The sequence below is a fragment of the Microcoleus sp. LAD1_D5 genome (assembly GCF_036702115.1).
Taxonomy (GTDB): domain Bacteria; phylum Cyanobacteriota; class Cyanobacteriia; order Cyanobacteriales; family Microcoleaceae; genus Microcoleus.
Window position 1 is genome coordinate 27,566 of record NZ_JAUBSA010000041.1, and the last position, 26,183, is coordinate 53,748.

Sequence of the window (26,183 nt, forward strand, 5' to 3'; positions counted from 1 at the left end):
GTTGTTGTGGGAGAAATTTTTACCCCTGCAGTCGAGGTAGCTGTGTCGTTGTCGGCGATGGTGACGCTAACGGGTGCAATCGCCACTGGCAAGTATTCGGCAGCGCTGCCTGCTGCGACGCTGTGATTGATCGTGCCGCTGTGCGCTCCTTCTACAACAGTGTCTTCGGTTGCTGTCACCGTTACTGTTTGTGGCACGTTCCAGTTAACCGGAGTGAAAACTATCGGCGCGATCGCATTTATTTGACTGCCCGCAGCTACATTTACGGTAACGTTAGCAGTCGGTTGAGTGTTGAGGGAGACTGTGTAACTGTCTGTCGCGCCGCCTTCGGCAGCAGTCGTGCTCGCAGGAGTAATTGTAATGCTGGGCGTATTGGGAGTAGCGACATCGTTATCGGTGATGCTGACTGTTACCGGCGCGATCACCACTGGCAGATATTCCGCCGCACTGCCGGCGGCGATGCTGTGGTCGATCGTGCCTGTGTGCAGCCCTTCGACTAAACTGTCGTCGGTAGCTTTCACCGTGACTGTCTGCGGTAGGTTCCAGTTATCTGAGGTGAAAGTAAATGTGGAAATCGAATCGATTTGAATGCCCGTGTTGAAGTTGACATTAACAGGCGCAGTCGGTTTGCTAGTCAGCGCTACCTTGTAACTGCCTGTGGCGTCGCCTTCAGTAGCAGCGGCGTTTGGAGGAGTAATTGTTACTCCGGCGGTATCGTTGTCGGTAATTTGGGCCGTCACCGAGGCAGTAGCAATCTGATTGTATTTCGCGTCTGTACTGGTGACTTTGTGTGCGATCGTACTGGAGTGCGTGCCTTGAGCCACAGCATCGTCTACGGCTTGCACATTCACCAGTTGAGGCACGTTCCAGTTGTCGGGAGTAAATTTCAGAGCGATCGGGTTTCCGCCTCCAGTCCCCACGTCGCTTTGGGCGTCTGGCGAGGCGGTGACAGTAACATCGGCCGCAGGCTTGGTGGTCAATACCGCCGTATAGCTATCCGTAGCCCCACCTTCGCCGATGTTGGTGGTGCCGCCAGTCTCGGTAATTTTTACGATCGGCGTGTCGTTGTCGGTAATGTTAGCGGTGAGGGTAGCAGTCGCAGTACCATCAACGGTAATTGGAACCGCAGCACCGTCGTAATTGGGGTCTACACTACTGGCTGTGTGAGCGATCGCGCTAGTGTGAGGAGATGCTTCCGCTACTTGATCGTCCACTGCCTTGATCGTAACGGTTTGCGGGACATTCCAGTTGTTGGGGGTAAAGTTGAGGGTGAGAGGGACACCAGTACCCGCTCCCAAGTCTGTCTGGGTATCAGGGTCAACAGTGACGATTACAAGGTCACTAGGCTGGCTTTGGAGTACGACTGTATATGTGTCTGAAGTACCGCCTTCTGCAACATCCGCGCCCGCTGTAGAGGTGATTATGATGCCTGCGGTGTCATTATCAGTGAGAATATCCAGATTGGCGGTGTTCTGGGTGATGCCAATTATGCCGTTTTGAGGATTAGCTAAAGTAAGGGTAAGGTTTTCTGTGGGTTCAACTAAGCTGTCATTGTTGATAGGAACGCTAATAGTAGCAGTGGCTTCATTGGCAGCAAAGTTGACAGTTTGGGTGGTAAAAACGAAATCTACTCCTAATCCCAAGGTAGCCCCGCCTGTAGCGCTACCATTGCTAAAGTTCACGTCTACCTTGGAAGTCGCGTTAGTAATGCCACTGCGGTTGATGGTGATTGTTGCTCCCACAACTGTTCCATCTTCGTTGACTTGATAAGTGGGTTGGGAGAAGTTGAAGAGGGGAAGAGCGCTGATAAAAACTGCTGAATCCAAGGCAAAATCTTTAGTGTCTGCGATCGCTAACTTTAAACGATTCGGGACATTTGGGATGACTGATCCTTGAGCGGTTAATACTGCTGTAAAACCATTAAATGTTGTTTGATAAGGTGTTAGAGGGCCGAGTTCACTAAAATCGTTGTTAAAGAAAAATGCTTTGTTTTTGGTTCCATTGATAGTATCGATAGAAACAGGTTGGTTTGTCCCTGGAACCAGAGGAGTATTTACCCCATTCACAAAAAAGCCAAATACATCGTTATATTGGCCTATGTAAAAGTTGTACTCCTCAGAAGCAAAGACGTATTCTAAAGCAAACTCGTTCTGCTTAGGTATAAAATCAAACTCCAAGACGGCAGCATCATTAGTAGTAAAACCTGTGGCAGCAATCAGCACGTTTAGATCTGCATCGCCCGCTTTACCCAAACTTGTGCCTGTACTATCTAAATTATTGGGGCCGTTAGCACTCGCGATATCTCCTGTGCTGAAGATAACACCTGCTTCGACATTGATCTGTTCTGAAATTCCGCCGCCAAAAGTCCCAACCGCCCGATTATCACCAGTAAATTTCACAGTACCAGCAACGACTGAGCCTGAGTCCCCAATAATAAATTGAGCGAGTTGGTCAGCAGTGAGACCACTATTAAGATCCTTAGTTATCAGAGCCATAATACACCTCTTGGAAAAATTGCTAGGTTTTCATTTGTAGCTACAATATCTTATATGTAGCGTTCTCTCTGTTCTGCACTTACTCAAAATTATCTAGGAGTAATTACAATAACTGATATTTGGCGTTTTGCTACTTAAGTGTTTGCTAGATAGTGGCGGCAAGAAGGAATTGCTATAATTTAATTCGGCTCGATCGCCGCTTACTTACAAAATTTAAGCATGACCGTGCGATCGCCCTAATGGCGGTTGAGAAATTGTCTCAGATACCCATAACAAAAAAAATCAGGACTTATATTAAATCCCTTCGCTCGCAAGATTACTTAAAATTCTTGCTGATGACAGGTGGGATTATTTAATTTATTTTCGTAGAAATTAACTCGTCCTAATTTAGTTCTCATCCTCACATATCTCAGTAATATTGCTGAGTTTTTTTACAAAAATTAATACATGGAAAAAGTTCGGAGTTTGGTGGGGGAAATGTGTCTTGCCACACATCTTGCACCAATATCCGAAATAGGCTTTTGCGCTTGTCCTACAACAAATACAGCAGTTTTCAATTGGATGAAATACAGGTAGGGACTCAGGCTTTGCCTGAGTCCCTACGCGAAATCTGTATCACGCTCAACTGAAAACTTCAGTAGATTTACTTGAGGAATGGGGATAAGTGCTGACCCTCAAAGGGATTATTGAGAATGATCCAAGAACTCACTTACTTTTTCCGCTTCTCACATAGGGCTGGCGCACCAATCATGTAATGTTGCCATCGTGGCTTTACACTATTGGTGCGCCAGTTATAGCGCCCGTCAATCGATTTTAGATTTTAGATTTTAGATTTTAGATTGAAGAAAGCGACCCCACTGATAAATCCGGGGGCTGGCGATCGGGATTCGGAGCTTTTTTCTCGCTCCACAAATCAATCCGGGGGCCCCGGATTAAATTGCTTGATTGTCAATTGCGGACTTTCGAGAGCGCGGCTGCGGTGAAAGTTATTCATCCATTCGCATCAGCTTGCGGTAAAACGTTTTAGAAAAATCGACGGTACGAGTTCGCTGAAAAGTCAGGAGAACCTCAATTAAGCAACTAACAAACTCAGAGCTTTGCATAGTCACTTCGTAGCTGAGTTCAGCATTGCCGTCAAACAACACCCGACAGCGGGTTAAGTCGATCGGCAGCGACGAGATATTCCAACTAGCGACAAACGGCACGCTCTCTCCGCCGTCAATTTTTCTTGCCCCCTCCAAGCTTTTGAGCTTGTAGAGGCCAATAGCGTGCGGTAAAAACTTACGCCTGGGCTCTTGACAGAAAGGCGCGTAGACTTTCACTTCTTTGTCATCGGCTGGCTTGAGTTGAGGAATAGACATATTTCCACCTCAGACAATTATTACTAACAGATAGTTTATATCCCCTGAAAAAACTAGCAGATATTCCTGGTCGATGGCAAGCAAAAGTCAACCAAAATACTCTATGCAGTGCCCGTTTCCCAGGGCCGTACAAGCACCGAGCCCGCTGGTTGTCCTCCCGTCCGCTTTCGACAAAAGGCCAGAAACTGATACAGTAGATGCTTATCTCTAAAATCAAAAACTATTGGTGGTTGAATCAAGTAACCTATGCAGGAGAGTTCTTGGCCAGAAAACGACGCTCGCAGCGAGCTTAACTTGGACATCTCTGATTTAGCTCAAGAAGAGCTCAAGAGTTTGACCTCGCACTCGAAGCTCAGCAAAGTATTTGCTATACCAGACATTGGCGACAGGGTGTTTGACGCGGAAACAAAAGCAGAGCTCGCGGTTGCGGTGTCTGTGCCGGGAACTCCCTCTTTTCCTCAAAATCTGTACCGGGGACGCCGCGGAAAAGCCGCCGCAGTGCTGACTGCGATTTGGGCCGGCACGATCGCCCTGCACTTGATTTCTTGGGGTGCGTGGGTAGTGTGGGGGTTGACGGGATTGCTGTGGATGCAAGCATTTCGAGTTTTGTTTGCTTCGCCTAAGCCCGCACTGCCGCCTCTTGCCGATGAAAGTCGAGAGGATTGGCCTTATGTGTCGCTGCTGGTAGCGGCGAAAAATGAGGAAGCGGTGATTGCCCGATTCGTAGAATCCATCTGCAATGTAGATTATCCGATCGACCGCTACGAAGTTTGGGCGATCGACGATCACAGCAGCGACGCCACGCCGCTAGTATTGGAACAGCTAACCAAAAAGTACCCCCAGCTCAAAATATTTCGCAGAGGAGCAAATGCCAGCGGTGGCAAGTCGGGAGCACTGAATCAAGTGCTGCCGCTGACTTGCGGGGAATTTGTCGGCATATTTGACGCCGACGCGACGGTAACGCCGGATTTGCTGCGCCGGGTGCTGCCGGTGTTCGATCGAGAAAAAGTAGGGGCTGTGCAAGTCAGAAAAGCCATCGCCAATGCTTCGGTAAATTTGTGGACTCGCGGCCAAGAAGCAGAAATGGCTCTCGACAGTTTTTTCCAACAGCAGCGGATTGCGATCGGCGGCATTGGAGAATTGCGCGGTAACGGCCAATTCATGCGTCGCACCGCCTTGGAAAGCTGCGGAGGCTGGAACGAGGAAACGATTACCGACGACCTGGATTTGACCCTGAGGCTGCACCTTGAGCGATGGGACATTGAATTTCTCGCTTTCCCAGCCGTGTCCGAAGAAGGAGTCACTAACGCTCGCGCTCTGTGGCACCAGCGCAATCGCTGGGCAGAAGGTGGCTATCAGCGTTATCTTGACTACTGGCGGCTAATTTTGCGGAACCGCATGGGAACTGGGAAAACTTGGGATTTATTTGGATTTTGGGTATCTCAATATTTCTTACCTACAGTAGCCCTACCCGACTTTGTGATGTCAATTGCGCTGCGCCGGATGCCGATCGCCAGTCCCATAACTTTTATGACCCTTACATTGTCGGTGGTGGGAATGTTTGTCGGTTTGCGCCGCACTCGCAAAGAGACCAAATTTGACGTAAGGCGAGTTTTTGTCACCTTGCTGCAAACGCTGCGGGGTACTGTGTATATGTTCCACTGGCTGCTGGTAGGGACTGTGACGGCTCGGATTGCGGTACGGCCCAAGCGGCTCAAATGGGTCAAAACCGTCCATCAAGGCCCTGTTAATAGCATCAAGTAAACAATTCGCCGAAATATCTCGGCACAGTATCGCCGAACGTCCGAAGATTTTCCGAGGCCAAAAAACATCAACGCTCGCCAAATATATCCCCGCCATATCCACCAGTAAAATTTGGCAATTCCGAGAAAAAAACACTTTGAAACAGCTTAGGTAATAGGTGATCGGCGAGCGGTAATAGCGAATAAGTAATCGGCAATACAAAAGTCGAAAATAAAAAGATAAAAGCAATAAATTTTGACTTTTAACTTGACAAAAAACCAATTACTATCTATTAATTATGAATTGCCAATTAGGACGAATTGCTTGTTGCCAACTACCCGTCACCCGTAATTGATAATGGATTTGTTAGAGTACCAAGCTAAATCTTTATTTCGCCAGATGGCAATTCCGATTTTGCCGTCGCAGCGGATTGACAATCCCGCCGACCTCAAAGGACTGAAAATTCCTTACCCCGTTGTACTAAAATCGCAAGTGCGGGCTGGGGGACGGGGCAGGGCGGGCGGTATCAAGTTTGTGGAAAATACGATCGATGCCGTAGCAGCGGCTCAAACAATTTTTAATTTGCCGATCGAGGATGAATATCCCCAAGTCCTGCTGGCAGAAGCAAAGTACAACGCTGACCAAGAATTGTACTTAGCGGTACTCCTAGACCCCGTAGCCCGCCGCCCGGTGCTTCTGGGATCGAGACAAGGAGGTATGGATGTCGAAGGGTCGATCGAGCAAATGCAGCAAGTTGCCGTAGATCAAGAATTTTCCCCATTCTACGCGAGGCGTCTCACGCTGAAAATGGGATTGCAGGGAGACTTGATTCAATCGGTGAGCACCATTGTCGAAAAAATGTATCGGCTGTTTGTCGAAAAAGATTTAGATTTAGTAGAAATCAATCCTCTGGGCATCAGTCCGACGGGAGAGGTAATGGCTTTAGACGGTAAAGTCACCGCCAACGACGATGCCTTGGGACGGCATCCAGATTTGGCCACACTCTCGGAGAAAAGGCAAAGCAGCGGGTTGGGACGGGAAAGGAGAAGTCTCCATGCTGGGGGCGATCGCTCCCATTCCCACTCGAAGGCTCAGCACTCGCCGGAGTTTGACCCCAAATCTAAATCCCCACTCTCGAATTCCGAATCCCTGCAATTAATAGAACTAGACGGGAATATCGCGATTTTGTGCAACGGAGTGGGCCTGACAATGGCAACTCTAGATGCTGTAACCCACCAAGGAGGAAAACCAGCTAATTTTGTGAATATTGGTTCCCTAGACCGCTACTATGCAGCAAATGCCCTGCGCGATCGCGTGGAGTTGGGTCTGGAGTTAGTCGCTCAGGATAAAAGCGTTAAGGTGATACTTGTAAATATTGTGGGCAGCGCCTCCAAGACGGAGGAAATAATCGCCGCAGTAACCGGCTATTTGGAACGGAAAGCTCGCGCTAACCGCCACATCCAAGTTGTGCTGCGGCTGGTAGAGATCGATGCTGATGCTGTTAAAAAGCGTTTGGGACAGTTGCCGGTGCAGCTAGCTAGCACTTTGGATGAGGCCGCGGCCGCTTCTGTATCCTCCGTCAAGTAGCGGCAGTCGATCGGCAAACAACGAGATTTCTGTACAGACGAAGGCCTTCTGCTTTTTAAAGATCGAGTGTCAAGTGGGAAAAAATGAATTTAACTCCTGAAAGCAAAGTCCTAGTACAGGGCATTACAGAATCTCCCGCGTCCACCCGCGCCGCCCTGATGATGAAAGCATACGGCACGAATGTAGTCGCCGGTGTCAGTCCCGGTCGGGGGGGGCTGGAAGTGGAGGGAATTCCGATTTTTGATTTGGTAGAACAAGCAGTGGCGGCAGTGGGTCACGTTGACACTGCGGTAATTTTTGTAGACGCTTACTCGGTGCTGGATGCGGCTCTAGAAGCGATCGCGGGAGGAATTCGGCAAATCGCGATCGTCACTGGGGGAGTGCCTCCTCTGGATATGGTGCGCTTAGTCAGAAAAGCAGAGGCTACCGAAACTTTGGTAATCGGGCCCAACGGTCCGGGGATAATTGTGCCCGACAAACTGCTGCTGGGAACTCACCCCAAGGAATTCTACACTCCCGGCCCAGTGGGGGTGATCAGCCGCAGCAGCACTTTGACTTACGAAGTTGCCCTAGAACTGACTGAGGCGGGGTTGGGACAGTCGATGGCGGTTTGTATTGGCTGCGACGCGATTGTGGGTTCTTCTTTTATGCAGTGGCTGCAAATTTTGGACGAAGACGACAGTACGGAGGCGATGGTTTTGGTGGGGGAAGTTGGTGGATGGAGTGAACAAGCTGCGGCTTCTTACATCGCCTCGGCGATCGACAAACCCGTGGTTGCTTATCTGGCCGGTCGGTACGCTCCCAAGGGGCCGTCTTTGGGCCACGCCGGCATCCTGATCAGTTCTCGGGCGGCTGCCCAGAAAGCCTTTGGAGTTTCGGCCCCAAACAAAATGGCTGCCTTTGAAGAGGCGGACATACCTGTGGCGGCTCGACCTTCAGAGATTCCTAAGTTGCTCAAAAAATTGCTAAAGAAAAATTGATTGCTTTGGGAGTTTTCACAAAAGTCCTAACCCTTTTGGGGGTTGGGATAGGAGTAGGGCGGGGGCGGGTGTGGTCTCAAAAGTGTCAACAGAATGCCACAAAAGGCGCTTCAACCCGCCTTTAGGACACATTATGATTTTTTTACCAAAGCCCTCTGACCGGCGCCACAGGCTGCGGTGCGGGGGCTGGCAAGGGGGCGACGCGGCGCGGCGCTGGAGGCGGAGTTGTTGGCTGCACGCTGCGGCGAGGTTCGATCGGACTTTCGGGGCGAGTTGTTTCAGTTGTGCGAGTTGTCGATCGCCTCACATCTTGAAGCAGGCTTTGCAGAGTTCCGGCTATACTCTGAACTTTCCCAACAGCGGTGCGAACGCTGGCCACATCTACGTAAACCTCGTTGAGAGGATACTTTTTGAGGATTTCCAGCAGCGACACCTTACCGTCATCACCGGATGCCAGGATCACCGCTGCCCGCAGAGCTTTCCCGCTTTCTGTGCGACGCTGAGTCCGAATTGCTTGACCGATGTCGTCAGTGATTTTTTCTCCCGGGGTGCTGTAAACTACCCTCGCCAGATTAGCAGGATTTAAACCAATTTCTAAACCCATGAACCCCCGTATTACTTGCGCGTCCATTTTGGAGAACCGGATAATTTGTTGGAGGGTTGGCGTGGTCGTGCCGTTTTTAGCAAATTCTTCTAAGTCGCTGATATTGATGGCTTGTCTGATCGGGCCAAATGTGAGGACAACTTTTTCGGCCCCTAAAGCTCTACTGCTGCTAGATAATATGCTCCCGCTTGCTCCTAAAAATAGGGCAATGCCGATCGATACAAATTTTGTTAATTTCATATTCATTTTTACCGCTCGATTAAAATTATTTTTTCGAGATTTGTACATTATAGATGCAGCGGTTATATTCTACAAGGTCGCCCGTGTAATTTCTGCCTGCGTCACACCCACAATCTCGACCGAGACTTTTTCTCATCTTGACTTTAAGAATAAGTAACCACATCTGCCGAAATCTGTTCGCTTCTATTCTTTCTGCCTTCTACCTTCTCCATCTCCAGCCTTCTACATCAGAGTGTCTTCCGCCTTTTACAGAAGTGCCTTATAAAAATTATAGGAACTGCCCTCACGGGAGGACGTTCTTAATTGCACAAACATAAGGGGTCAATTGCTTCTTCTTTGTCTCTTAGGCAACTAAATCCCTCTTCCTTCTTCCCTCCTTCTTCCTTCTTCCCTCTTCCTCTTCCCTCTTCCTTCTTCCTCCTTCCCTCTTCCTTCTTCCTTCTTCCTTCTTCCTTCTTCCTCACATCCGTTACATCCGTTACATCCGCCCTTGCTAATCCGTTGCCGAACTTCCCTCTTCTCTCTTCCCTCTGCTATATGTTGAAAACCAAGCGCAAATCCCAGAAATCCAAACACAAGCACAGCGAAAAAACAACAGCGCTAAGCAAAAAAGAAGTAGCTGCACAAAAACGCAAAATTTCAGAAAAGCGCAATGAAATGGTGCAGGCGATCGCCATAAGCTGCTTAGTCACCGTTGCTCTCAGCATTCCCCTGTTGTTCGTAGCCGGCCCTAAGATTGCTATTGCAGGAGGCGCAGCCACAGCCATCTTGCTGCTTTCCTACAAATACCCCCGTCAAGCTTTGTGGACTTTTCTAATTTACCTGCCTTTCAGTGGTACAATTACTTACGCAATTGGTGGCGGGAATGCTGCATTTCAAGTAGCCAAAGATGCTTTCTACATACCAGCTCTCATCGCCCTAATTCAAAGCTGCAAAAAGAAACAGTTGCCCCTGTTCATTCCCAAAAAAATGCTTTCTACCTTCACCATCCTGTTAATGATGGCAATCCTGACTTTAATTTTTGTGAACGGGGAGATGCAGCTCAACCCTAGGGCGGGCGACAAACCCATTCTACAAGGAATTCTCGGCTTAAAAGTATTGATAGGTTACATACCGCTGATTGCTTGTACCTATTATCTGCTCCGCACTAAGAAGGATTTGGTATTTTTTAGTCGAATGCACATCGTTTTGGCGATCGTGTGCTGCCTTCTCGGTTTGATTCAGTACCTGTTGCTGCAAAGTGGAAAGTGTGCGGGAACCAGAGGAATGACCGGAGCAGAATTATATAAAGCAACGTTGGAAGCTAGATGTTTTGTCGGCGGTTCTTTGGTGTTCAGTCCAGAAGTCAAGTTTGTCCGCTTGCCGGGAACTTTTGTCGCGCCTTGGCAGTGGGCGTGGTTTTTAATTTCTAATGCTTTTTTAACCTTTGCTTCGGCCTTTTGCGATCCTTCATTCTGGTGGCGAGTTATCGGTTTATTTGGCATGGCTTTAGTATTTGCCAATGCAGTTATTTCCGGTCAAAGAGCTGCTTTAGTTATGGTTCCACTTGCTACAGCAATCCTGCTAGTTCTCACCGGTCAATTAGTTAATTTAAAACGATTTATTCCCATCGGTGCAGGACTGGCGATTCTGCTGTTTGTCGGTGCAGCAATTAACCCGGGAATTATCGAGCAGCGCTGGGAGAGTTTTGTTAGTCGCTGGAATGCTGCACCGCCCCAGCAGTTTCTCTTTAATCAGTTCGAGCAAAGCAACAATTTTATCATTGACAAACCTCTGGGTAGAGGTGTGGGACGAGCGACTAATTCAACGCGAATATTTGGTGCCACGCAGCTAATTGAAACTTTCCAACCTAAGTTGATCTACGAACTCGGTTATCCGGGAATGATTGCTTTTCAAATCATGGTTTTACACTTGGCTTTTCTCACTTTTAGAGCTTACCGTTCTGTGAAAGACAAAAGTTTGCGGAGTTACGGAGCTAGTTTTTGGGTTTTTGTTGGATTTATTACGATAAATACTCAATACTATCCGCTGGATGTAGATCCAGTGTCCGTGTATTATTGGGTTTTAGCTGGGGCGATTTTAAAGTTGCCCAAAATTGATAAACAGGTGCAGGATGAAAAGCACCAGGAAGTTGAGTCAAATGAATTGCAAATTCACCAGCCATTAAAGGAGAAAAAAATTATTGCATCAGCGCCTATTTGAGAATAGTTTTGAGTGTTGAGTTTGGTGGATTCTTTCTTGTCGCGTAACCCGCTTTCGCTCTGGGTAATACCAATATAGCCTGCCCTTCTGGGTTTATCTGTGCTAAAACCCACCCGTACAGGATATTGTGGCTCTTAACTTTACTGCGGTTGCCAAACCGGATTGCTAACATTCAAATCCTTGTCGTTTGCCAATTTAGTCAATGCCGAACCGTCCCGATTAATTACATACAAGTTGCTTTTGTCTCCTGGGATTTCGTTAAATATAAAAGCGATTTGCTGGCTGTCAGTAGACAAAGCTAATTCTGAAATTCCCGACGGTTTTAGCCGAGAATTTAGTTGATTTAGCTGGTTCCCTTCAGAATTGATGGCGTAGAGCTTTTGATTGTTGAACTCTCCAGCGACGAGAGTGTTAGTGAAAATAGGCCGATCGCACTTATCGGCCATAATTTATGGAAGCTGAAAAGTTGCAGAATTTGCAACAAGCTTTTCAGGGGCGGCCAAGATGCCCAACCCCTACTCCCCGTACTCAACTTAAACTCTTGTGGAACAGGCTTTTGTGGAACGGGCCTCTTGGCTGTTCCATATCCCAGGAGGAAATGCAAGTTAAAACGCATTTTATGGATTTCTTTCCTAATTTTCAAAGTGTTTGTCTGTCTATATGTCGCGACAGCCTCAAACTCTGTTTAATTCTGCCAATAATTAGCTCGAACATTTTTTTGCGGGACGGATTCTTGCTGCTGGGCGGCATCCCTAACTCGCAACACATCAAGTTCAAGTCAGTTGCACTCATTGCCAACAATTTTTGCCTCACCTCTTCTTCATTACCATTCTTAGCTTGTAAACGCAGTTCTTCATAAACTTCTAGAGCATTTCTAGCCGATAAATTAAGAGGTTTATTAACATCAGCACCCCTGGGAATATCCGAAGTTTTTGAGCCAGCAGAAATCACTCCCCGCTTGACTTGAGTCTCAAGCCTGGTTAATTTTCTAGCAACGTCCCGCAAGATTTCCTTAAGCTCGCCAATTTCCTCAACCAACCCCCCGCTTGCTTGTTCGGAAGCAGCCAAAATTTCTTTTTTACTCATTTCAGATACTCCTCACACTCGCGCCATAGTTTTTCAAATTCTCTAACTAATTCTCGCGGCAATTCTCCCTCATTAATCGCCCGTTTTAGCCCGACGCTTTCGCGAATAGTCGCTTCTAAAAATCTAACTTCTATGTTATTGTCTTTTGATATCTCATCGCAAAGTCTCTTTACTTCTCTCATGTAAAACTGAACTTCATTTGTCAGCAATCCTCCATAGGTTTTAGCTTTATTCATAAAGACTGCTATCTTGGGAAACGGATAAGGCTCAATCCGTTTCTGGAGCGAGTTTAAAACTAAACTCAACCCCCTAGAACCAAAATAATCGGGATTGACGGGAATTAATATTAAGTCGCAGCAAGAGAGTACGCTGTAGGTGAGGAGACTGAAGGAAGGCGAACAGTCAAAAAGCATCAAGTCGTATTTGGGGAGATTGGCAGAGTTGGCGATTTTGCCGATGAATCTGCGGATGAAGTCTTTAACGCTTTTTCCCTCAAATCCATCGATATCCAACCAATATAATTCTTCAACAGAAGGGACAAAATGCAACTGTTCGTCAATCTGATAAATGGTGTCGAAACCAACGGGAAATTTAAAATTCTGTCCGGCTTTTTTAAAGACTTCTAAAGCGTCGTAAATTGTGAGTCTATGTTTAAGAGATTTTTCGTACCACTTACCAAATTTGTCATCTAAATGACCTGTATTTTCGTTAAGTCCGATCGCCTCTGTGAGCGACATTTGCGGATCTAAGTCTAACATCAAGACTTCTAAGTCGGTTCCTTGGGATATAATATTTCCCAGACTCCAAGTGACGGTAGTCTTTCCGACACCGCCTTTGAAGTTGATTACGGCTATTGATTTAGGACTCATGGCTGGCTTTGTTTGGATTTTGCTCAAATATAAATTAAAACATATTGTGGCGGTTAGTCGATCGCGCGATCGGTCATGAGAAGCCCGATGTGTCGATTGACATAAAATGCAGACTATGATAAAGAAATCTATAATAGAATAAATAGCACATTATGTCCCATCAATTAACTCATTTGCACATCAAAAATTTTCGCTCCCTAGCAGATGTAAAAATTCAAATCAACCCTCTCAACATTATCTTCGGCACTAATGGAGCCGGAAAAACTACATTACTCGATACCATCTGGTTTGTGCGAGACTGTGCCATCAGGGGTGTTGATTTAGCTTCTTCTGAGAGAGATCATGGGATTGGTCTGCTGTGGGATGGAGCCGATGAGGGGGAAAATATATCAATCAAAATTGTAATCCCATCGGGTGAATACGAAGTTTCATTTGGTTATTCTTCAGGTAGAATCGAACCTTTTGCGGGAGAAAAGCTTTTTTCCGATCCTGATAATCCATTGATTGTTCGCATTATAGGCAGTGACAAAGCTCAGGTTTATCGTACAGACCTGCAAAAATTAGAATTCATTACACTCAGAGAACCAGAGAAATTAGCCTTAAGCCGATATATAGCATTTGAGCATAGCGAACCCACTGCCTCTAACATAGACAACTTATTGCGTGTTGTTCGCAACTATAACTCCCGGTCAGCTTCTTTGTTCAAGATAAAGCGATTTGGTTCCGAATCTGATTCTGGAGACCGATTACAAGACAGGTGCGAGAATTTATGGTCAGTTTTGCGGAATTTACATGATAAGCGAGTCCTTGATGAACGGTACGATACAATCATCAGTTTCATGCAAGAGAGCTTTCCAGCTTTTGATAATCTGTTTTTTGAACAAACAGGTCGATACACAGTCTATGGCAACTTTTTAGAAAAAGGACGGCGCAAACCAATTCGATCATCAGGAGTATCTGACGGTCATCTCCAGATGCTGATTAATCTCACAGCTTTGTTCTCTGAAGGACAGAATCGTTATTCACTAATTTTATTTGATGAGCCAGAAATCTCGCTTCATCCTTGGGCTTTAGCTGTTTTTGCTAAAGCTGTAAAACTCGCTACTGAAAAATGGAATAAGCAGGTTTTTATTGCGACTCATTCACCTGTATTAATTAGTCAATTTGAACCAGAAAATATTTTGACTGCGGAACTTGACAAGGAAGGAAAAACCGTCCTCAAAAGGATCAGTGAGATAGAAGGTATCCAAGATTTACTAGAAGACTATGCTACTGGATCGCTATATATGGCTGAGATGATTGCGCCTCAAAGTAAATCTGCATTAGAGGTAGCAAGTTAATGAATAGTCACGATACTACGAGTGACCAGCACTGTTATTTTTTCAAGTTTGGATTGCTGGTAACAGGAAAAACGGAAGAGGAACACATTCCCAAGTTATTTAGAACTCTGATGGAATTGGGTATTTGCTATTTTGAAGTTATTCGCAAGGTTGAGCAGCTAGGCGTAAGAACTTCAGAGAAAAACCTTAAGATGGTTGGAAGTGATAAAAAGATTCCTAATAATGATGCTGTAAGAATTGGATTCCCAGCGAGAGATTACTTAAAAGATCCATGTACTTATGTCCTGCTATTGGATGACCTAGAACACAATCGAACCGATCAAGCACAACAAATTCTTGAGCGATACCGAGATGCACTTGATCCTATTTTGCGCGACCAAAAACACCGTGCTTCAGTTCACTTTTTAGTGAATATGCTAGAAGCATACTACTTCGCTGATGCTGCTACCGTCAATGGAGTGTTAGGAACCAGCTTAAACGATTACGAGGGAGATGTGGAAACGATTCGCCATCCCAAAGGTGAACTAAAACAGATATATTCGGGCTTTAATGAAAAGGAACACGGCGGCAGAATTCTCGATAGACTTGATGTTGAAAATGTTTTATCTAATCCGAATACTTGTGCTTCTCTGAGAACCTTATTTGCATGGTGTTTAAAGGCTCTGGGGCAAATACCTACCAATAAATATCAGCTTTCAAGTGGAAAATTAAGTAACATAACCAAAGCACAATTGGATAATATTTAATTTTTTAAGTTATGGCAGGTTGTTACTGCCGATAAAACGTAAGGTGCACAATGTGCACCCTACAAGTTGTTTTAGCGTTTCACCCGTAAGGTGCAAATTGTGCACCCTACAAGTTGTTTTAGCGTTTCACCAACTTCTTAGAAACCTTCCGCAAGCGAATTGATTGTGGTGTTACTTCCACCAATTCATCCTGGCCGATGTACTCCAAAGCGCGCTCCAAACTCATATCGACTGGTGCTTGCAATTGCGCCAATTCTTCACCGCCAGATGCGCGGTGGTTTGTCAACTGCTTCGACTTGCAAATATTCAGCTCCATGTCATCATCTCGGTTGTTTTCTCCGATAATCATCCCTCTGTAAACCTTGGTTCCGGGGGTAATGAAAAATACGCCGCGGTCTTCAGCATTTTTCAGTGAATAAGTAGTTGCAACTCCTTCTTCAAAGGAAATCAATACTCCGTTGCGACGGGCGACAATTTCTCCACCGAGGGGGCGATAGTCGAGGAAGCTGTGGTTCATAATTCCAGCGCCGCGAGTCAACCGCATGAACTCGCCTCGGAATCCAATCAAACCGCGAGCGGGGACTGAAAATTCGATTTGGGTGCGACCGGTGCTGCTGACGTGCATATCTTGCATTTCTGCTTTCCGCTGACCAAGGCGTTCGATGCAGCCGCCGACTGCTTCTTCGGGTACGTCTAATACCAAACATTCAAAAGGTTCGCAGGGACGACCGCCGATTTCGCGGAAGATTACTTGCGGTTGAGATACTTGGAATTCGTATCCTTCGCGACGCATATTTTCGATCAGGATTCCGAGGTGGAGTTCGCCACGGCCGGATACGAGGAATTTGTCGGGAGATTCGGTTTCTTCGACGCGCAAGGCGACGTTGGTTTGGAGTTCTCGCATTAGCCGATCGCGAATTTGTCGCGATGTTACCAAACTACCTTCTTGACCGCAGAACGGCGAATCGTTCACCGAGAAAGTCATCTGCAAAGTCGGTTCATCTACCTTGATTAAAGGCAGCGCTTGCGGGTCGTTCGGACAGGTAATTGTCTCGCCAATATACGCATCAGCAAAACCAGCAACGGCGACAAGATTACCAGCAGAAGATTCTGGGATATCAATCCGCTTCAGGCCTTCAAAGCCCATCAATTTGGTAATTTTTGATTTGACAATGGCGCCACTTTCGGTGATTAAGACTGCTTGTTGACCGATTCTAATCGTGCCGTTGTGGATGCGGCCGATGACGATACGACCGACGTATTCTGAGTAATCTAAGGTGGTTACTTGTAGTTGTAGTGGCTTGTTGGGGTCGCCTACGGGGGGTGGTACGTGGTCGAGGATTTCTTCAAAGAGGGGCTTCATATCTACCCCTTCGTCTTCGAGGTGTTTTTTGGCGTAACCGCTTAAGCCGGAACCGAAGAGATAGGGAAATTCGCACTGATCGTCGTCAGCACCTAGTTCGAGGAACAGATCCAAAACTTTATCGACGGCTTTGTGGGGGTCGGCTCGCTCGCGATCGATCTTATTCACAAAGACGATCGGGCGCAGTCCTTTTTCTAGGGCTTTTTTGAGCACGAACCGGGTTTGCGGCATCGGGCCTTCGTTGGCGTCTACGATCAGCAAACAGCCGTCAACCATGCCGAGAACTCGTTCGACTTCTCCGCCGAAGTCCGCGTGTCCGGGGGTATCGACGATGTTGATCAGGGTTTCTCCGTACCTGACGGCGGTGTTTTTGGAAAGGATGGTAATGCCACGTTCGCGCTCGATGTCGTTGGAGTCCATGACGCAATCTGGGATTTCTTCCCCTTCGCGGAAGATCCCGGACTGTCTGAGGAGAGCGTCCACAAGGGTGGTTTTGCCGTGATCGACGTGAGCAATGATGGCGACGTTGCGAATGGGAAGACTCATAATGCGTCTGGAACGTTAAACGGATCTAACTAAAGATTTCTTAATAATTGTAGCGCATCGAGTCAAGGGCCGATCGAGCACGGCTGCCAGATTGGAGTGCGATCGTCGGTAAAATCAAGATTATGGAAGCGCAACCGAGAGAAATTGAGCGTTACACTACCCCTGACGGCAGAGTTCCTTTCGATCGGCGATCTTGAGTTGGCCCTGGTGAAGAAGGTGGGATACGGGGCGATCGCCGATATTAAGATGAGGGTGCAAGTACGATCGGCTTTATGGAAGTACAACATAGGGAAATTCAGCGTTACACGACACCAGACGGCAAAGTTCCTTTCGATGAATGGTTTGACTCTCTGCGGGATCTCAATGCCCAACTCAACATTAATGTCAGACTTAAGCGAGTCATTGCAGGTAATCTCAGAGACTTTCGCTCTGTGGGAGAAGGAGTCTTTGAGTTCAAGATTGACTGCGGCCCGGGCTATCGGGTGTACTTTGGACAAGTAGGCTTAACCTTAGTGCTGCTGCTGTGTGGAGGAGATAAAGGCAGTCAAAACCAAGATATTAGCAAGGCCAAGGAATATTGGACAAATTACAGGAGTTAAAACAATGGTTAAAAGTTTGCCTTACCATCCTTTTGTGATTTCACATCTTCAAGATCCGGCATATTCGGCTGGCTATCTGACGATGTTTTTGAATGACCAAGAAGAGGGAGATTTAGAGCTTGGTATTTTGCCTTCTGCTTTAAAAGATGTATTTGAGGCTCTGGGCGAACCGAATATGTCTGCGGAGGATGCTAAATTGCATCTGGAAAAATTAGAGGTTTTGATGTCGCAGAAGGGAAGTGCGACAATTTATGCTTTGGCGAATTGGCTGAATGCTCTGGGATTGAAGTTAACAGTGGCGGTTGTTCTAGGGGATGAAGGGGAAGAGTCAGGTTCTTTTGCTGGTGCTGAGTTGGCGGAAGTTGGTAATGTTTGAGAAGGGGCGATCGCCTTTATGATGATGAGCGAGTAGTTGCGATCGACTTTATGGAAGTAGAACCCAGAGATATTCAGCAGTATCAGATACCTGATGGCAAAGTTCCTTTCTCGGAGTGGTTGGAATCTCTTCGAGACTTTAAAGGCAAAGCCAAGATTGTTAAAAGGCTTGAGCGGGTTAGCGATGGCAATCTGGGAGATTCTCGATCGCTGGGAGAGGGAGTCTGGGAATTTAGGATTGACTTTGGCCCGGGCTACCGCGTCTATTTTGGACAAATAGAAACAACTATAGTGCTTCTGCTGTGTGGCGGAGATAAAAGCACTCAAGAGCAAGATATTAGCACAGCTAAGAAATATTGGAGAGAATACAGGAGCAGAAAAAATGCCTAAAAGCGTACCTTACCATCCCTTGAAAATTAAATCTCTCAAAGACCCCTTATTTGCTGTGGCTTACCTCACAGAGATCCTTGACGAGGAAGAAGGAGATTTGGAATTAGGAATCATGCGAAAAGCACTTCGAGATGTATTTGAGGCTCTGGGCGAACCAAATATGTCTGCTGAAGATGCTAAATTGCATTTGGAAAAATTAGATATTTTGTTGTCCGGAGAAGGAAGTGCGACAATTTATGCTTTGGCAAGTTGGCTAAATGCTCTGGGATTGAAGTTATCTGTTGTAGTTGATGAAGGGGATAAAGGGGAAGATGAAGATTCTGTTGGTGCTGCTGAATTGGCGGAGGTTGGTAATGTTTGATTGGGGGCGATCGAGCTTTAAGCTACTAATTAGACATTGACGGCGCTCGAGCCCCGATCGCTGAAGGAAGTAGCCGATCGTTCTGGAGTATCCTACAATACTGTTAAAAGTTATGCCCGATCACCCGGTATGGCAATGGCTGACATCGGTGCTCTGCTAAAATTGGCGCGGACGTTTGATGTGTCGATCGAAAAATTGTTAGATTTTGTGGAACAGTAACAAATTACACTTAAAATAAACCAGCGCCCCCAGCGCTAACCAGTTCGACCTCGCAGGGACGATCGACTGTGGGCCCAAGCAACAGATGCGAGAGTTGGCGGATGGGACAGGGCGAAGAGTGAAAGAGATGATATATTCTCAGCGGCAATTGTAGCTGTTCGATCGCCCATATCGGTCTACAATTTGTAACGTTGAGCCTTATTGAAGTGCAGGAGTGGAGCTGGCTTGGATAACGCTAGTCTGTCAAGAAAACCCCCGCAAGCCTCGGAGCTTGTCGCCGACGAAATTCCAGAAGCAGTGCGAGACCACCCATACCCAGAAGCAGGGCAGAGTCAGTCTAAGAAAAAAGGGCTGATTTGGAAACTGCTAGGGTTGGCCGCATTAGCCTTTGGGGTCAGCATCTGGCTGCACCTCAACTTTAACTTGTTCTCAGATACCAGTCAGGCAGAGCAAACTCAACAAGATTCAGCGCCGACAAGTTCCGCGTCTCCGTCTGTCCCGATCCCAGCTACCACTCCAAAAGTCCCCGCAATCCCAGAAAACCTGCTGGGACACTTGCCGTACCCAGAAGCACCAGCCAAAGACTTGGTAAGCGTCACCTCCGACGGTAGCGTCAAACTCCGCACCTCAGCAGCAGCAAAATATCAGGAAATGGCCAACGCCGCCGCAGCATCAGGCATCTATTTCGCTCCCATATCCGGCTTTCGCTCCCTGCAAGACCAACAGCACGTATTTTTTGACGTGAAAGCCGAACGCAGGCAAAACGCCAGCAAGCGAGCCGAAGTCAGCGCCCCTCCAGGTTACAGCGAACACCACACCGGTTATGCGATCGACATCGGCGACGGCAGCGCCCCGGATACCAACCTCAGCCAGAGTTTTGAAAATACCCAAGCATTTAAGTGGTTAGAAGCCAACGCCGTCGCCTTCAGTTTTGAGATGTCCTTCCCCAAAAACAATCGCCAAGGCGTCAGTTATGAGCCTTGGCATTGGCGGTTTGTGGGCGACAAGCAAAGCCTCGAAACTTTCTACAAAGCTCATTCAATGAAAAAGTAGAAGGAAGAAGGAAGAGGGAAGAAGGAAGAAGGAAGATTTTCCACATCTCCGGCTTTGCCACTCTCCCACTCTCCTACTGCCCCACTCTACCCACTCTCCCACTCCCCCACTCCCCGATTCCCCCACTCCCCCCCACTTCGTTGAGCCACACTCGTGATTGCAATCTATCCAGGCAGCTTTGACCCCATAACCTTCGGTCACGCAGACATTATCGAGCGGGGATCTAAACTGTTTGACCGGGTAATTGTTACTGTAGTCAGAAACCCCAGCAAAACCCCTCTATTCACCGTAGAGGAACGGATCGAGCAGATCCTGCGCTCTACCCAACACTTGCCAAATGTGGAAGTAGACAGTTTTGAGGGTTTGACAGTAAACTATGCTAAGATTCGACAAGCCAAAGTGCTGCTGCGGGGGCTCCGGGTACTAACAGATTTTGAAATGGAACTCCAGATGGCCCACACCAATAAAACCCTTCTGGGTGAAATTGAAACAGTTTTTTTGGCAACTTCTAACGAGTACAGCTTTTTAAGTAGTAGTGTAGTTAAAGAAATAGCCAAGTTTGGTGGCTCCGTAGATCATCTTGTTCCGAAACACGTCGCCCTAGATATTTACAAATGTTACGCCAGCAGGAACCAACTCGCATCGAACCCGACAGTACCGGACGCAGCACTGAGAACGAATCACCTCAGAACACAGCCGCCTTCGGAGACCCCACCCGAACCGCAGGAGTAGACATCCAGCGGGAATTGAACCGGCTTGAGGAAATTGTTCTCGACAGCCCGCGAATTCCCATGACCAGACGCACTCTGGTGGATGAAGAACAGTTGCTCGATCAGTTAGACTTGGTGAGGCTAAATTTGCCGATCGCCTTTCAGGAAGCCGAGACAATCATACGGCACAAGGACGACTTGCTTCAAGAGGCGGAACTTTACGCTCAGGAAGTGATAGAAGCCGCAGAACAGCGAGCTGCAGAACTTTTAAACGATATGGGCCTGCTCCAGCAGGCGAAGATAGAAGCAGATCAGTTACGACAGCAAGTTTTGCTCGACTGCGAGGCAATTCAGCAGGCCACGCTGGCGGAAGTCGAACAAATTCGCTACCAGGCTCAAGAGGAATTGGAAGAGATGAGAGTCAGGGCGATGGCTGAATGCGAGGAAATTCAAAACGGAGCCGATGATTATGCTGACCAAGTGCTCGATAATATCGAGCACAAGTTGAGCGATATGCTGCGCGTGATCCGCAACGGGCGCGATCGGTTGGATAGTGTTTCTGCATCGCACATCCACCACACCAACGGTTAGCCAAGAGTTAACTCATGGCTTGAACATTTCTAAAAGTCCACCTAATTTAGGTAGACTTTTTTTTTCGCAATAGTTTTTATAGTTTTTATTCCTCAACCCCAGCACTCGGTGACTTATTTTGGCCGACATAAGTTTTGTGAATATCAAAGCAAGTATAACATTTTATGATATCCTACTCTTCATACCAAATCCGGCTTAATTACCCCCTTTATCTCGCTGGTGCGTGGGAGGGCAGTTCCCTTGACACTTGAGCGATTTCAACCGCCGAATGATAAAAGGGATAGCCAACCCGGATTTTGTATCAGACAAAACATTCCTAATTGGACTCAAATTGTGGCAATCTAATTTGAACCATGCAAAAAGTTTCTAATCGATTTGCTGAATTTGACTTGATCCGAGCTTTAGCGATCGTCAGTGTGGTTATTACTCATGCTGGGTTCTTCGCATTTCGCGATCGCAGAATTTTATTTGTGGCGATCGATACATTTCAACTATTTTGCGTACCTGCATTTTTACTGTTGAGCGGTTTTTTTCTCACCAACAAACGGGAAAATCAAAATAATCCCGCACTGGTAGTCAAAAAAAGACTGTCAAAAATTCTACCGCCTTATCTGTTTTGGTCAGTAGCGGTGTACATCTTAAATAATTTGGGAGGAATCCAAAAATTGGATTTACTTTCATTACTCAGAGATATCTTGACGGGTTCAGTGATGCCTCCCTATTACTTCATCGTTGTGATTGTTCAATGCTACGGCTGGTGGTGGCTGCTAGTGAAATTCAGAGTTTTAGAATCCAGAAAAGTTTTGGCTTTGGGCTTAACAATTCAAACAATTTTTACAATCTTCTTCTACTTAACCGCTTTCCAATACATATCAATACCTCTACCTTTGATGGAGCGCTGGCTTTTTAGTTGGATTTTGCCCTTTTCAACTGGTCTATTGTTGGGTGGCTCCTATGACAAAATTCAACACGTTCTCGAACGGATGAAAATGCCAATTTTAGGGGCAACCATGCTTTTTTATCTAGCTAGCATTTTGGAATTTTACCTAAAAAGTGGAGTTAATTCGGAGGCATGGTTTCTCAGATCGTTTTTTAAACTATCTGCTCAAGGATACGCAATTTTGTTCGTATTATCGATCCTCGCATTTTCTAAGAGTATCGCACTTCCCAGTAGAGTATCTGGGTTAGTCAAAATATTGGCTGCTTACTCATTCCCTATATATCTCCTGGATTCGACAGTAGTGAAATATGTCTTGTTAGTGTTTTATAAGTTTATTGACCCGGTAAATCCGCTGCTGAAGCTCGGCTTTTTAGTTGCCGCGACTCTGTTAGGTTGTTGGGTCATTATTTACTTGTTGCAGAAACTTTTGCCCAAAAAATACAGCCAGTACATTCTGGGAATTTAATCAAATTTTGTGTTTCAGCGGATGTCTTCATAAAACTGCTTGAGATACCGGGGAGAAACGCCAAAACCCCACAAAAAACCAATCGAAAGATAGATGGCAATTGCTTTAAATTCGCCCCACGTCGCAACTCGACGATCGCTACTTTCCACTACCCGATTGACTAACTTAAGTCTCCCCCGTCGCACTAACTTCAAACATAAATCCGCTTCCTCCATAATTGGCAGCGCGGCATCGAAACCAGCGCATTCCCAAAAATCGGTACGGCGGCAAAAAATAACTTGGTCGCCAAACAGCAGGCGCAATCCTTTGAAAAATAAATGAGGTCGAAATAACAGTGGCGCGTAATAAGTTTTCAGGTAATTGTGGAGGGAAAAACCCCATCTTGTTTGCTGCGAACCAGCCATCAGGGAGATAAACCCGCCGCCGGCAATTTCGGCATCGGACAATGTTTTCTGGATGACTGCTACAATGTCGTCGGGAACTAAAGTATCGGCGTGGAGAAAGCACAGAATTTCACCGGTGGCGACTTGAGCACCTAAGTTCATTTGCAGGGATCGTCCGGCTATACTGCTAGAAATAACGCGGGTGGCGGTGGAAAGTGCGATCGCCACTGTTTCGTCTTGACTGCCGCCGTCTACCACCAACACTTCCCAAGCGGGAGGATTAAGGATGCTGAGTTGGCGGAGGGTGCGTTCCAGACAAGTCGCTTCGTTGAGGGCTGGGATGATAATAGAAACGCGATCCATCTGGTTGAAATTTATACCAGAGATATTATAATAAACAACTGTGGCGATTCACAACTCACGAGAAAATAGAACTTACGCGGACAGATTCAAAAACCCGGTGTCTGCCTGTGAACTCGTCACGAAACTTCCGATTTTTTACAGAAATGGGTTTTTTTGGCGTCATTCCTATAAAATCACGTAAAAGTGCAATCGCCATCTATATTTTCCACTAATCGGGACTGAGAAAATCGTGCAGAAAACAGAAGTAAAAAATGATTTAGAATTTTATGAGGAAAATGCCGATAATTGGTGGGACGAAAATGCTAAAATTTATGCCTTATACCATCTAAACAAACCCAGATTTGAGTTTTTCGACAGACACGCGACTAACTGGCAAGGGCTGAAAACCTTAGATGTCGGGTGCGGCGGTGGCTTTTCTTGCGAGTTTATGGCCGAGAGAGGCGCTATTGTTTCTGGAATAGATCGATCGGAGAAATGTATTGTAGCAGCTCAAAATCACGCAGTTAGCAGCGGTTGGGAGATTGACTACAGGCAAGGTTTTGCCGAAAATATGCCCTACCCGGACAATACCTTCGATGTTGTAATTTGCGTGGATGTTTTGGAACACGTGGCCGATTACAAAAAAGTTGTGTCTGAGGTTCACAGGATTCTTAAGCCTGGGGGATTGTTCTTTTTTGACACAATCAACCGAACTTTTTCCTCGCAAGTTGTGATGATTGGGCTGATGGAAAATATTTTGCAGGAAATTAGGCGGGGCGTTCACGATTGGGAAAAGTTTATTACCCCGGATGACCTGTCTGTGGTAATGCGCGATACGGGTTTCGGCAAGATTGAAATTAAAGGTTTTGATATGTTTGGAGAAATGGGCGCTATTTTAGCCGAGATGCACGGTTTTTGGGGGAATTTTACAAGTGGAAAGCAGCTATTTCCTTCGGGGGAAAGTTTACAAAAAGTTTCTCAAGTGCTAATCTCTAATATAGCTAACTATTTTGATTACAAAAAGTCTGGCTTGTTTAAAATCAAAATTAATGAGGATACGTCGATTATGTATGTTGGCGTAGGGGCGAAGAATTAGTCGGTTAATTGTTGACTGTTGTCATTAGGGGCGGGTTTTAGACTGGTTTTTGCGATCGACAAATCCGGCTAAAGCCGGCCTCTCTTGCATTTTGTAGGGTTCGCAGCACCTTACCCTGTTGAGTGCAATACACATCTTCCATAGGGAGACGACGCCGTATCCTTACTATATTGCGGGCAATTGAGAATTGCTATATTGGCGATCGCACGACAAACCTAATTTTAAGAACTAATTGCGAATTATTACCAAATATTTTTAATGTTAAGTCATCGCACCTCGCAGTTCGATCGCCCAAAAACACCGCCCCGTCTTTATTTGGGGCTGCTCGCGTTGAGCGGATACCTAGCTTGACTGCCTTTAGTAACAAATCTTAATATTTAACTATTGACAATTTATCTAAATTGCATGGTAGCTTATTGAATATTAATTGCAATAACTGCCGGAAGTTAACAGTACCTGGAGGTCAATCACCGTGACAGCAGCAATAGTTTCCGCATCCGCCGATCGAATCAGCGACGGACAACCCGCCGACAGCCAAAAACTGATGAGTTTGGGTAAAAATTCCGAAATACCTGACCTCGATAACTCCAAAGATGTAACCCTCACCGTCTTAGAAGGAGCGGGAACTCTCACGGTGTGCGATCGAACAGTCACTTTAATACCGGGAGTATTTGTGTTTGTACCCGCTGGCATCCCGCGCAGCCTAAAAGTACAAACGACGCTGAATTTGTTACTAATTGACTGCGAACCAGACCCCGATATGAGCGAGTCAGCTTGGTTGATGAATTTTCAACTTTAACCCCATGAAAAAACAGTGTCCTTGCTGCCTTGACTCCCTAATTTATCAGGTTTGCCACAACCGTGTCTACTATTTTTGTCTGAATTGCAGGCAAGAAATGCCAAATCCTGACTCAAAAAGAATAAATCTCAAACACTGTCAAGTTTCATATTCGGAGTAAAAATGTCGAAAGCAGTTGGTCTTTTCTAGGGAACTACAACTCAAAAAACTGACTCTGTAGTGACATGATTCGGGATGAATTTGGCCGCGATATCGTGACCTTGCACGATATCTGCAGCGGTGAAAATGATGATTGTGCCGAATACGAATGTCCGATTATCAATACTTCGGACAGTGTTTTATGGCCTACAGTACCAGCGGATTAGTTGGTTTAATGTATGCGCGCCGCTATCCTCACAACGTAAGTTATTTGGGACTTTTAGCTGCAGGTTTGCCATCTGCTATTAATTGGCAAGCAAATTACTATACGCATTTTTCAGCTTTACGCTGGACTGGCGAACAAGTTTTGAATCAAAGGGTTGGCGATATGCTGGGATTGCAAAATCAAAGTATAAATCACAGATTTATCTCCTATTTTGAGCATGACTTAGCCAGTTCTCCTTGTCCTCACTCCTTATTTAGGGCTTGCTGAAAAAGTAAGAAAACAGCATTTAGAAAGATGAATGAACTCGCGAATCCCTTGATAATATAAGCTTTG

Annotated in this window: 29 protein-coding genes; 18 read left to right on the forward strand and 11 right to left on the reverse strand. The window is 46.3% G+C overall.

Going from position 1 to position 26,183, the window contains the following annotated elements; all coding sequences use genetic code 11:
- A partial coding sequence (locus tag QUA70_RS17580) for a choice-of-anchor L domain-containing protein (protein ID WP_333348920.1) occupies positions 1-2,495 on the reverse strand: 2,495 nt, incomplete at its 3' end.
- A 986-nt stretch (positions 2,496-3,481) separates the two neighbouring features.
- Positions 3,482-3,856, reverse strand: coding sequence for a type IV pilus biogenesis protein EbsA (ebsA, locus tag QUA70_RS17585; protein WP_006634686.1), 375 nt, complete (start codon positions 3,854-3,856; stop codon positions 3,482-3,484).
- 246 nt (positions 3,857-4,102) lie between these two features.
- Between ebsA and QUA70_RS17590 the strand changes: the two genes are divergently transcribed.
- From QUA70_RS17590 to QUA70_RS17600, 3 genes are all read left to right on the forward strand, one after another.
- Positions 4,103-5,620 carry a glycosyltransferase family 2 protein gene (locus QUA70_RS17590; RefSeq protein ID WP_333348918.1) on the forward strand — a complete coding sequence of 506 codons (1,518 nt, stop codon included), beginning with the start codon at positions 4,103-4,105 and terminating at the stop codon, positions 5,618-5,620.
- A 336-nt stretch (positions 5,621-5,956) separates the two neighbouring features.
- A complete protein-coding gene (locus QUA70_RS17595) occupies positions 5,957-7,186 on the forward strand; it encodes a succinate--CoA ligase subunit beta (protein WP_333331311.1) in 1,230 nt (409 codons plus the stop codon).
- An 83-nt stretch (positions 7,187-7,269) separates the two neighbouring features.
- Positions 7,270-8,166: a CoA-binding protein gene (locus tag QUA70_RS17600; RefSeq protein WP_333331314.1), complete on the forward strand. Its 897-nt coding sequence runs from the start codon at positions 7,270-7,272 to the stop codon at positions 8,164-8,166.
- 142 nt (positions 8,167-8,308) lie between these two features.
- On the opposite strand, the gene QUA70_RS17605 is transcribed toward QUA70_RS17600, so the two are convergent.
- A complete protein-coding gene (locus QUA70_RS17605) occupies positions 8,309-9,010 on the reverse strand; it encodes an alpha/beta hydrolase (protein WP_333331317.1) in 702 nt (233 codons plus the stop codon).
- A 537-nt stretch (positions 9,011-9,547) separates the two neighbouring features.
- On the opposite strand from QUA70_RS17605, the gene hpsL reads away from it, so the two are divergent.
- The gene (hpsL, locus tag QUA70_RS17610; protein ID WP_333331319.1) at positions 9,548-11,212 is read left to right on the forward strand and encodes a hormogonium polysaccharide biosynthesis protein HpsL; all 1,665 of its coding nucleotides are present in this window, start codon (positions 9,548-9,550) and stop codon (positions 11,210-11,212) included.
- A gap of 140 nt (positions 11,213-11,352) precedes the next feature.
- Here hpsL and QUA70_RS17615 read toward each other — a convergent pair whose 3' ends face one another.
- From QUA70_RS17615 to QUA70_RS17625, 3 genes are all read right to left on the reverse strand, one after another.
- Complete coding sequence (locus QUA70_RS17615; protein WP_333331322.1) at positions 11,353-11,658, reverse strand: hypothetical protein; 306 nt, start codon at positions 11,656-11,658, stop codon at positions 11,353-11,355.
- A 193-nt stretch (positions 11,659-11,851) separates the two neighbouring features.
- Entirely contained in the window at positions 11,852-12,298 is a 447-nt protein-coding gene (locus QUA70_RS17620) for a hypothetical protein (RefSeq protein WP_333348916.1), read from the reverse strand.
- Complete coding sequence (locus QUA70_RS17625) at positions 12,295-13,167, reverse strand: ParA family protein (RefSeq protein ID WP_333331327.1); 873 nt, start codon at positions 13,165-13,167, stop codon at positions 12,295-12,297. The genes QUA70_RS17620 and QUA70_RS17625 overlap by 4 nt, the downstream gene beginning before the upstream one ends.
- A 152-nt stretch (positions 13,168-13,319) precedes the next feature.
- Here QUA70_RS17625 and QUA70_RS17630 point away from each other — a divergent pair, with 152 nt between their 5' ends.
- Positions 13,320-14,507, forward strand: a complete 1,188-nt coding sequence (locus QUA70_RS17630) for an AAA family ATPase (protein ID WP_333331330.1) — start codon at positions 13,320-13,322, stop codon at positions 14,505-14,507.
- Positions 14,507-15,253 (forward strand): DUF4276 family protein, encoded by a 747-nt coding sequence (locus QUA70_RS17635; RefSeq protein WP_333331332.1) that lies wholly within the window; start codon positions 14,507-14,509, stop codon positions 15,251-15,253. The genes QUA70_RS17630 and QUA70_RS17635 overlap by 1 nt, the downstream gene beginning before the upstream one ends.
- Positions 15,254-15,371: 118 nt before the next feature.
- On the opposite strand, the gene typA is transcribed toward QUA70_RS17635, so the two are convergent.
- Both typA and QUA70_RS17645 read right to left on the reverse strand, forming a co-directional pair.
- The gene (typA, locus tag QUA70_RS17640; RefSeq protein WP_333331336.1) at positions 15,372-17,162 is read right to left on the reverse strand and encodes a translational GTPase TypA; all 1,791 of its coding nucleotides are present in this window, start codon (positions 17,160-17,162) and stop codon (positions 15,372-15,374) included.
- A gap of 62 nt (positions 17,163-17,224) precedes the next feature.
- Complete coding sequence (locus QUA70_RS17645) at positions 17,225-17,449, reverse strand: hypothetical protein (RefSeq protein WP_333331339.1); 225 nt, start codon at positions 17,447-17,449, stop codon at positions 17,225-17,227.
- Here QUA70_RS17645 and QUA70_RS17650 point away from each other — a divergent pair.
- From QUA70_RS17650 to QUA70_RS17670, 5 genes are read left to right on the forward strand one after another with little or no spacing between them, the layout of a single operon-like run.
- Positions 17,435-17,761: a type II toxin-antitoxin system RelE/ParE family toxin gene (locus QUA70_RS17650; protein WP_333331342.1), complete on the forward strand. Its 327-nt coding sequence runs from the start codon at positions 17,435-17,437 to the stop codon at positions 17,759-17,761. The genes QUA70_RS17645 and QUA70_RS17650 overlap by 15 nt on opposite strands.
- A 4-nt stretch (positions 17,762-17,765) precedes the next feature.
- Positions 17,766-18,137 carry a transcriptional regulator gene (locus tag QUA70_RS17655; RefSeq protein WP_333331345.1) on the forward strand — a complete coding sequence of 124 codons (372 nt, stop codon included), beginning with the start codon at positions 17,766-17,768 and terminating at the stop codon, positions 18,135-18,137.
- 50 nt (positions 18,138-18,187) lie between these two features.
- A complete protein-coding gene (locus tag QUA70_RS17660; RefSeq protein ID WP_333331477.1) occupies positions 18,188-18,526 on the forward strand; it encodes a type II toxin-antitoxin system RelE/ParE family toxin in 339 nt (112 codons plus the stop codon).
- Complete coding sequence (locus tag QUA70_RS17665) at positions 18,519-18,887, forward strand: transcriptional regulator (RefSeq protein ID WP_333348914.1); 369 nt, start codon at positions 18,519-18,521, stop codon at positions 18,885-18,887. The genes QUA70_RS17660 and QUA70_RS17665 overlap by 8 nt, the downstream gene beginning before the upstream one ends.
- Before the next feature lie 36 nt (positions 18,888-18,923).
- Positions 18,924-19,106 (forward strand): helix-turn-helix transcriptional regulator, encoded by a 183-nt coding sequence (locus QUA70_RS17670; protein ID WP_333348912.1) that lies wholly within the window; start codon positions 18,924-18,926, stop codon positions 19,104-19,106.
- A gap of 35 nt (positions 19,107-19,141) precedes the next feature.
- Here the strand turns inward: QUA70_RS17670 and QUA70_RS17675 are convergent, their stop codons facing one another.
- Positions 19,142-19,276, reverse strand: a complete 135-nt coding sequence (locus QUA70_RS17675; RefSeq protein ID WP_333410521.1) for a hypothetical protein — start codon at positions 19,274-19,276, stop codon at positions 19,142-19,144.
- Positions 19,277-19,331: 55 nt separating this feature from the next.
- On the opposite strand from QUA70_RS17675, the gene QUA70_RS17680 reads away from it, so the two are divergent.
- From QUA70_RS17680 to QUA70_RS17695, 4 genes are all read left to right on the forward strand, one after another.
- Entirely contained in the window at positions 19,332-20,159 is an 828-nt protein-coding gene (locus QUA70_RS17680) for a M15 family metallopeptidase (protein WP_333348910.1), read from the forward strand.
- Positions 20,160-20,312: 153 nt separating this feature from the next.
- A complete protein-coding gene (coaD, locus tag QUA70_RS17685; protein ID WP_190733264.1) occupies positions 20,313-20,891 on the forward strand; it encodes a pantetheine-phosphate adenylyltransferase in 579 nt (192 codons plus the stop codon).
- Positions 20,774-21,460 carry a DivIVA domain-containing protein gene (locus QUA70_RS17690; protein WP_333348907.1) on the forward strand — a complete coding sequence of 229 codons (687 nt, stop codon included), beginning with the start codon at positions 20,774-20,776 and terminating at the stop codon, positions 21,458-21,460. Before coaD ends, QUA70_RS17690 begins: the two co-directional genes overlap by 118 nt.
- Before the next feature lie 353 nt (positions 21,461-21,813).
- Positions 21,814-22,866 (forward strand): acyltransferase, encoded by a 1,053-nt coding sequence (locus QUA70_RS17695; RefSeq protein ID WP_333348905.1) that lies wholly within the window; start codon positions 21,814-21,816, stop codon positions 22,864-22,866.
- Positions 22,867-22,880: 14 nt separating this feature from the next.
- Here the strand turns inward: QUA70_RS17695 and QUA70_RS17700 are convergent, their stop codons facing one another.
- A complete protein-coding gene (locus QUA70_RS17700; RefSeq protein WP_333348904.1) occupies positions 22,881-23,612 on the reverse strand; it encodes a TIGR04283 family arsenosugar biosynthesis glycosyltransferase in 732 nt (243 codons plus the stop codon).
- 229 nt (positions 23,613-23,841) lie between these two features.
- Between QUA70_RS17700 and ubiG the strand changes: the two genes are divergently transcribed.
- Entirely contained in the window at positions 23,842-24,687 is an 846-nt protein-coding gene (gene ubiG, locus QUA70_RS17705) for a bifunctional 2-polyprenyl-6-hydroxyphenol methylase/3-demethylubiquinol 3-O-methyltransferase UbiG (RefSeq protein WP_333331369.1), read from the forward strand.
- A 190-nt stretch (positions 24,688-24,877) separates the two neighbouring features.
- On the opposite strand, the gene QUA70_RS17710 is transcribed toward ubiG, so the two are convergent.
- Entirely contained in the window at positions 24,878-25,054 is a 177-nt protein-coding gene (locus QUA70_RS17710; RefSeq protein WP_333410523.1) for a hypothetical protein, read from the reverse strand.
- A 105-nt stretch (positions 25,055-25,159) separates the two neighbouring features.
- Here QUA70_RS17710 and QUA70_RS17715 point away from each other — a divergent pair, with 105 nt between their 5' ends.
- Both QUA70_RS17715 and QUA70_RS17720 read left to right on the forward strand, forming a co-directional pair.
- Complete coding sequence (locus QUA70_RS17715) at positions 25,160-25,486, forward strand: hypothetical protein (RefSeq protein ID WP_333331372.1); 327 nt, start codon at positions 25,160-25,162, stop codon at positions 25,484-25,486.
- 307 nt (positions 25,487-25,793) lie between these two features.
- A complete protein-coding gene (locus QUA70_RS17720; protein WP_333348902.1) occupies positions 25,794-26,117 on the forward strand; it encodes a hypothetical protein in 324 nt (107 codons plus the stop codon).
- The last annotated feature ends 66 nt before the right edge of the window (positions 26,118-26,183 follow it).

Excerpts from the sequence above, each read along its gene's own strand:
- QUA70_RS17625 (WP_333331327.1), bottom strand. The coding sequence starts at position 13,167 with ATGAGTCCTAAATCAATAGCCGTAATCAACTTCAAAGGCGGTGTCGGA.
- QUA70_RS17655 (WP_333331345.1), top strand. The coding sequence starts at position 17,766 with ATGGTTAAAAGTTTGCCTTACCATCCTTTTGTGATTTCACATCTTCAA.
- QUA70_RS17660 (WP_333331477.1), top strand. The coding sequence starts at position 18,188 with ATGGAAGTAGAACCCAGAGATATTCAGCAGTATCAGATACCTGATGGC.
- QUA70_RS17600 (WP_333331314.1), top strand. The coding sequence starts at position 7,270 with ATGAATTTAACTCCTGAAAGCAAAGTCCTAGTACAGGGCATTACAGAA.
- QUA70_RS17590 (WP_333348918.1), top strand. The coding sequence starts at position 4,103 with ATGCAGGAGAGTTCTTGGCCAGAAAACGACGCTCGCAGCGAGCTTAAC.
- hpsL (WP_333331319.1), top strand. The coding sequence starts at position 9,548 with ATGTTGAAAACCAAGCGCAAATCCCAGAAATCCAAACACAAGCACAGC.
- QUA70_RS17695 (WP_333348905.1), top strand. The coding sequence starts at position 21,814 with ATGCAAAAAGTTTCTAATCGATTTGCTGAATTTGACTTGATCCGAGCT.
- QUA70_RS17650 (WP_333331342.1), top strand. The coding sequence starts at position 17,435 with ATGGAAGTACAACATAGGGAAATTCAGCGTTACACGACACCAGACGGC.
- QUA70_RS17645 (WP_333331339.1), bottom strand. The coding sequence starts at position 17,449 with ATGTTGTACTTCCATAAAGCCGATCGTACTTGCACCCTCATCTTAATA.
- QUA70_RS17605 (WP_333331317.1), bottom strand. The coding sequence starts at position 9,010 with ATGAAATTAACAAAATTTGTATCGATCGGCATTGCCCTATTTTTAGGA.
- QUA70_RS17720 (WP_333348902.1), top strand. The coding sequence starts at position 25,794 with ATGTCCGATTATCAATACTTCGGACAGTGTTTTATGGCCTACAGTACC.
- QUA70_RS17665 (WP_333348914.1), top strand. The coding sequence starts at position 18,519 with ATGCCTAAAAGCGTACCTTACCATCCCTTGAAAATTAAATCTCTCAAA.
- QUA70_RS17690 (WP_333348907.1), top strand. The coding sequence starts at position 20,774 with ATGTTACGCCAGCAGGAACCAACTCGCATCGAACCCGACAGTACCGGA.
- QUA70_RS17675 (WP_333410521.1), bottom strand. The coding sequence starts at position 19,276 with ATGGGCGATCGAACAGCTACAATTGCCGCTGAGAATATATCATCTCTT.
- QUA70_RS17595 (WP_333331311.1), top strand. The coding sequence starts at position 5,957 with ATGGATTTGTTAGAGTACCAAGCTAAATCTTTATTTCGCCAGATGGCA.
- QUA70_RS17620 (WP_333348916.1), bottom strand. The coding sequence starts at position 12,298 with ATGAGTAAAAAAGAAATTTTGGCTGCTTCCGAACAAGCAAGCGGGGGG.
- ebsA (WP_006634686.1), bottom strand. The coding sequence starts at position 3,856 with ATGTCTATTCCTCAACTCAAGCCAGCCGATGACAAAGAAGTGAAAGTC.
- typA (WP_333331336.1), bottom strand. The coding sequence starts at position 17,162 with ATGAGTCTTCCCATTCGCAACGTCGCCATCATTGCTCACGTCGATCAC.
- QUA70_RS17630 (WP_333331330.1), top strand. The coding sequence starts at position 13,320 with ATGTCCCATCAATTAACTCATTTGCACATCAAAAATTTTCGCTCCCTA.
- QUA70_RS17635 (WP_333331332.1), top strand. The coding sequence starts at position 14,507 with ATGAATAGTCACGATACTACGAGTGACCAGCACTGTTATTTTTTCAAG.
- QUA70_RS17700 (WP_333348904.1), bottom strand. The coding sequence starts at position 23,612 with ATGGATCGCGTTTCTATTATCATCCCAGCCCTCAACGAAGCGACTTGT.
- QUA70_RS17615 (WP_333331322.1), bottom strand. The coding sequence starts at position 11,658 with ATGGCCGATAAGTGCGATCGGCCTATTTTCACTAACACTCTCGTCGCT.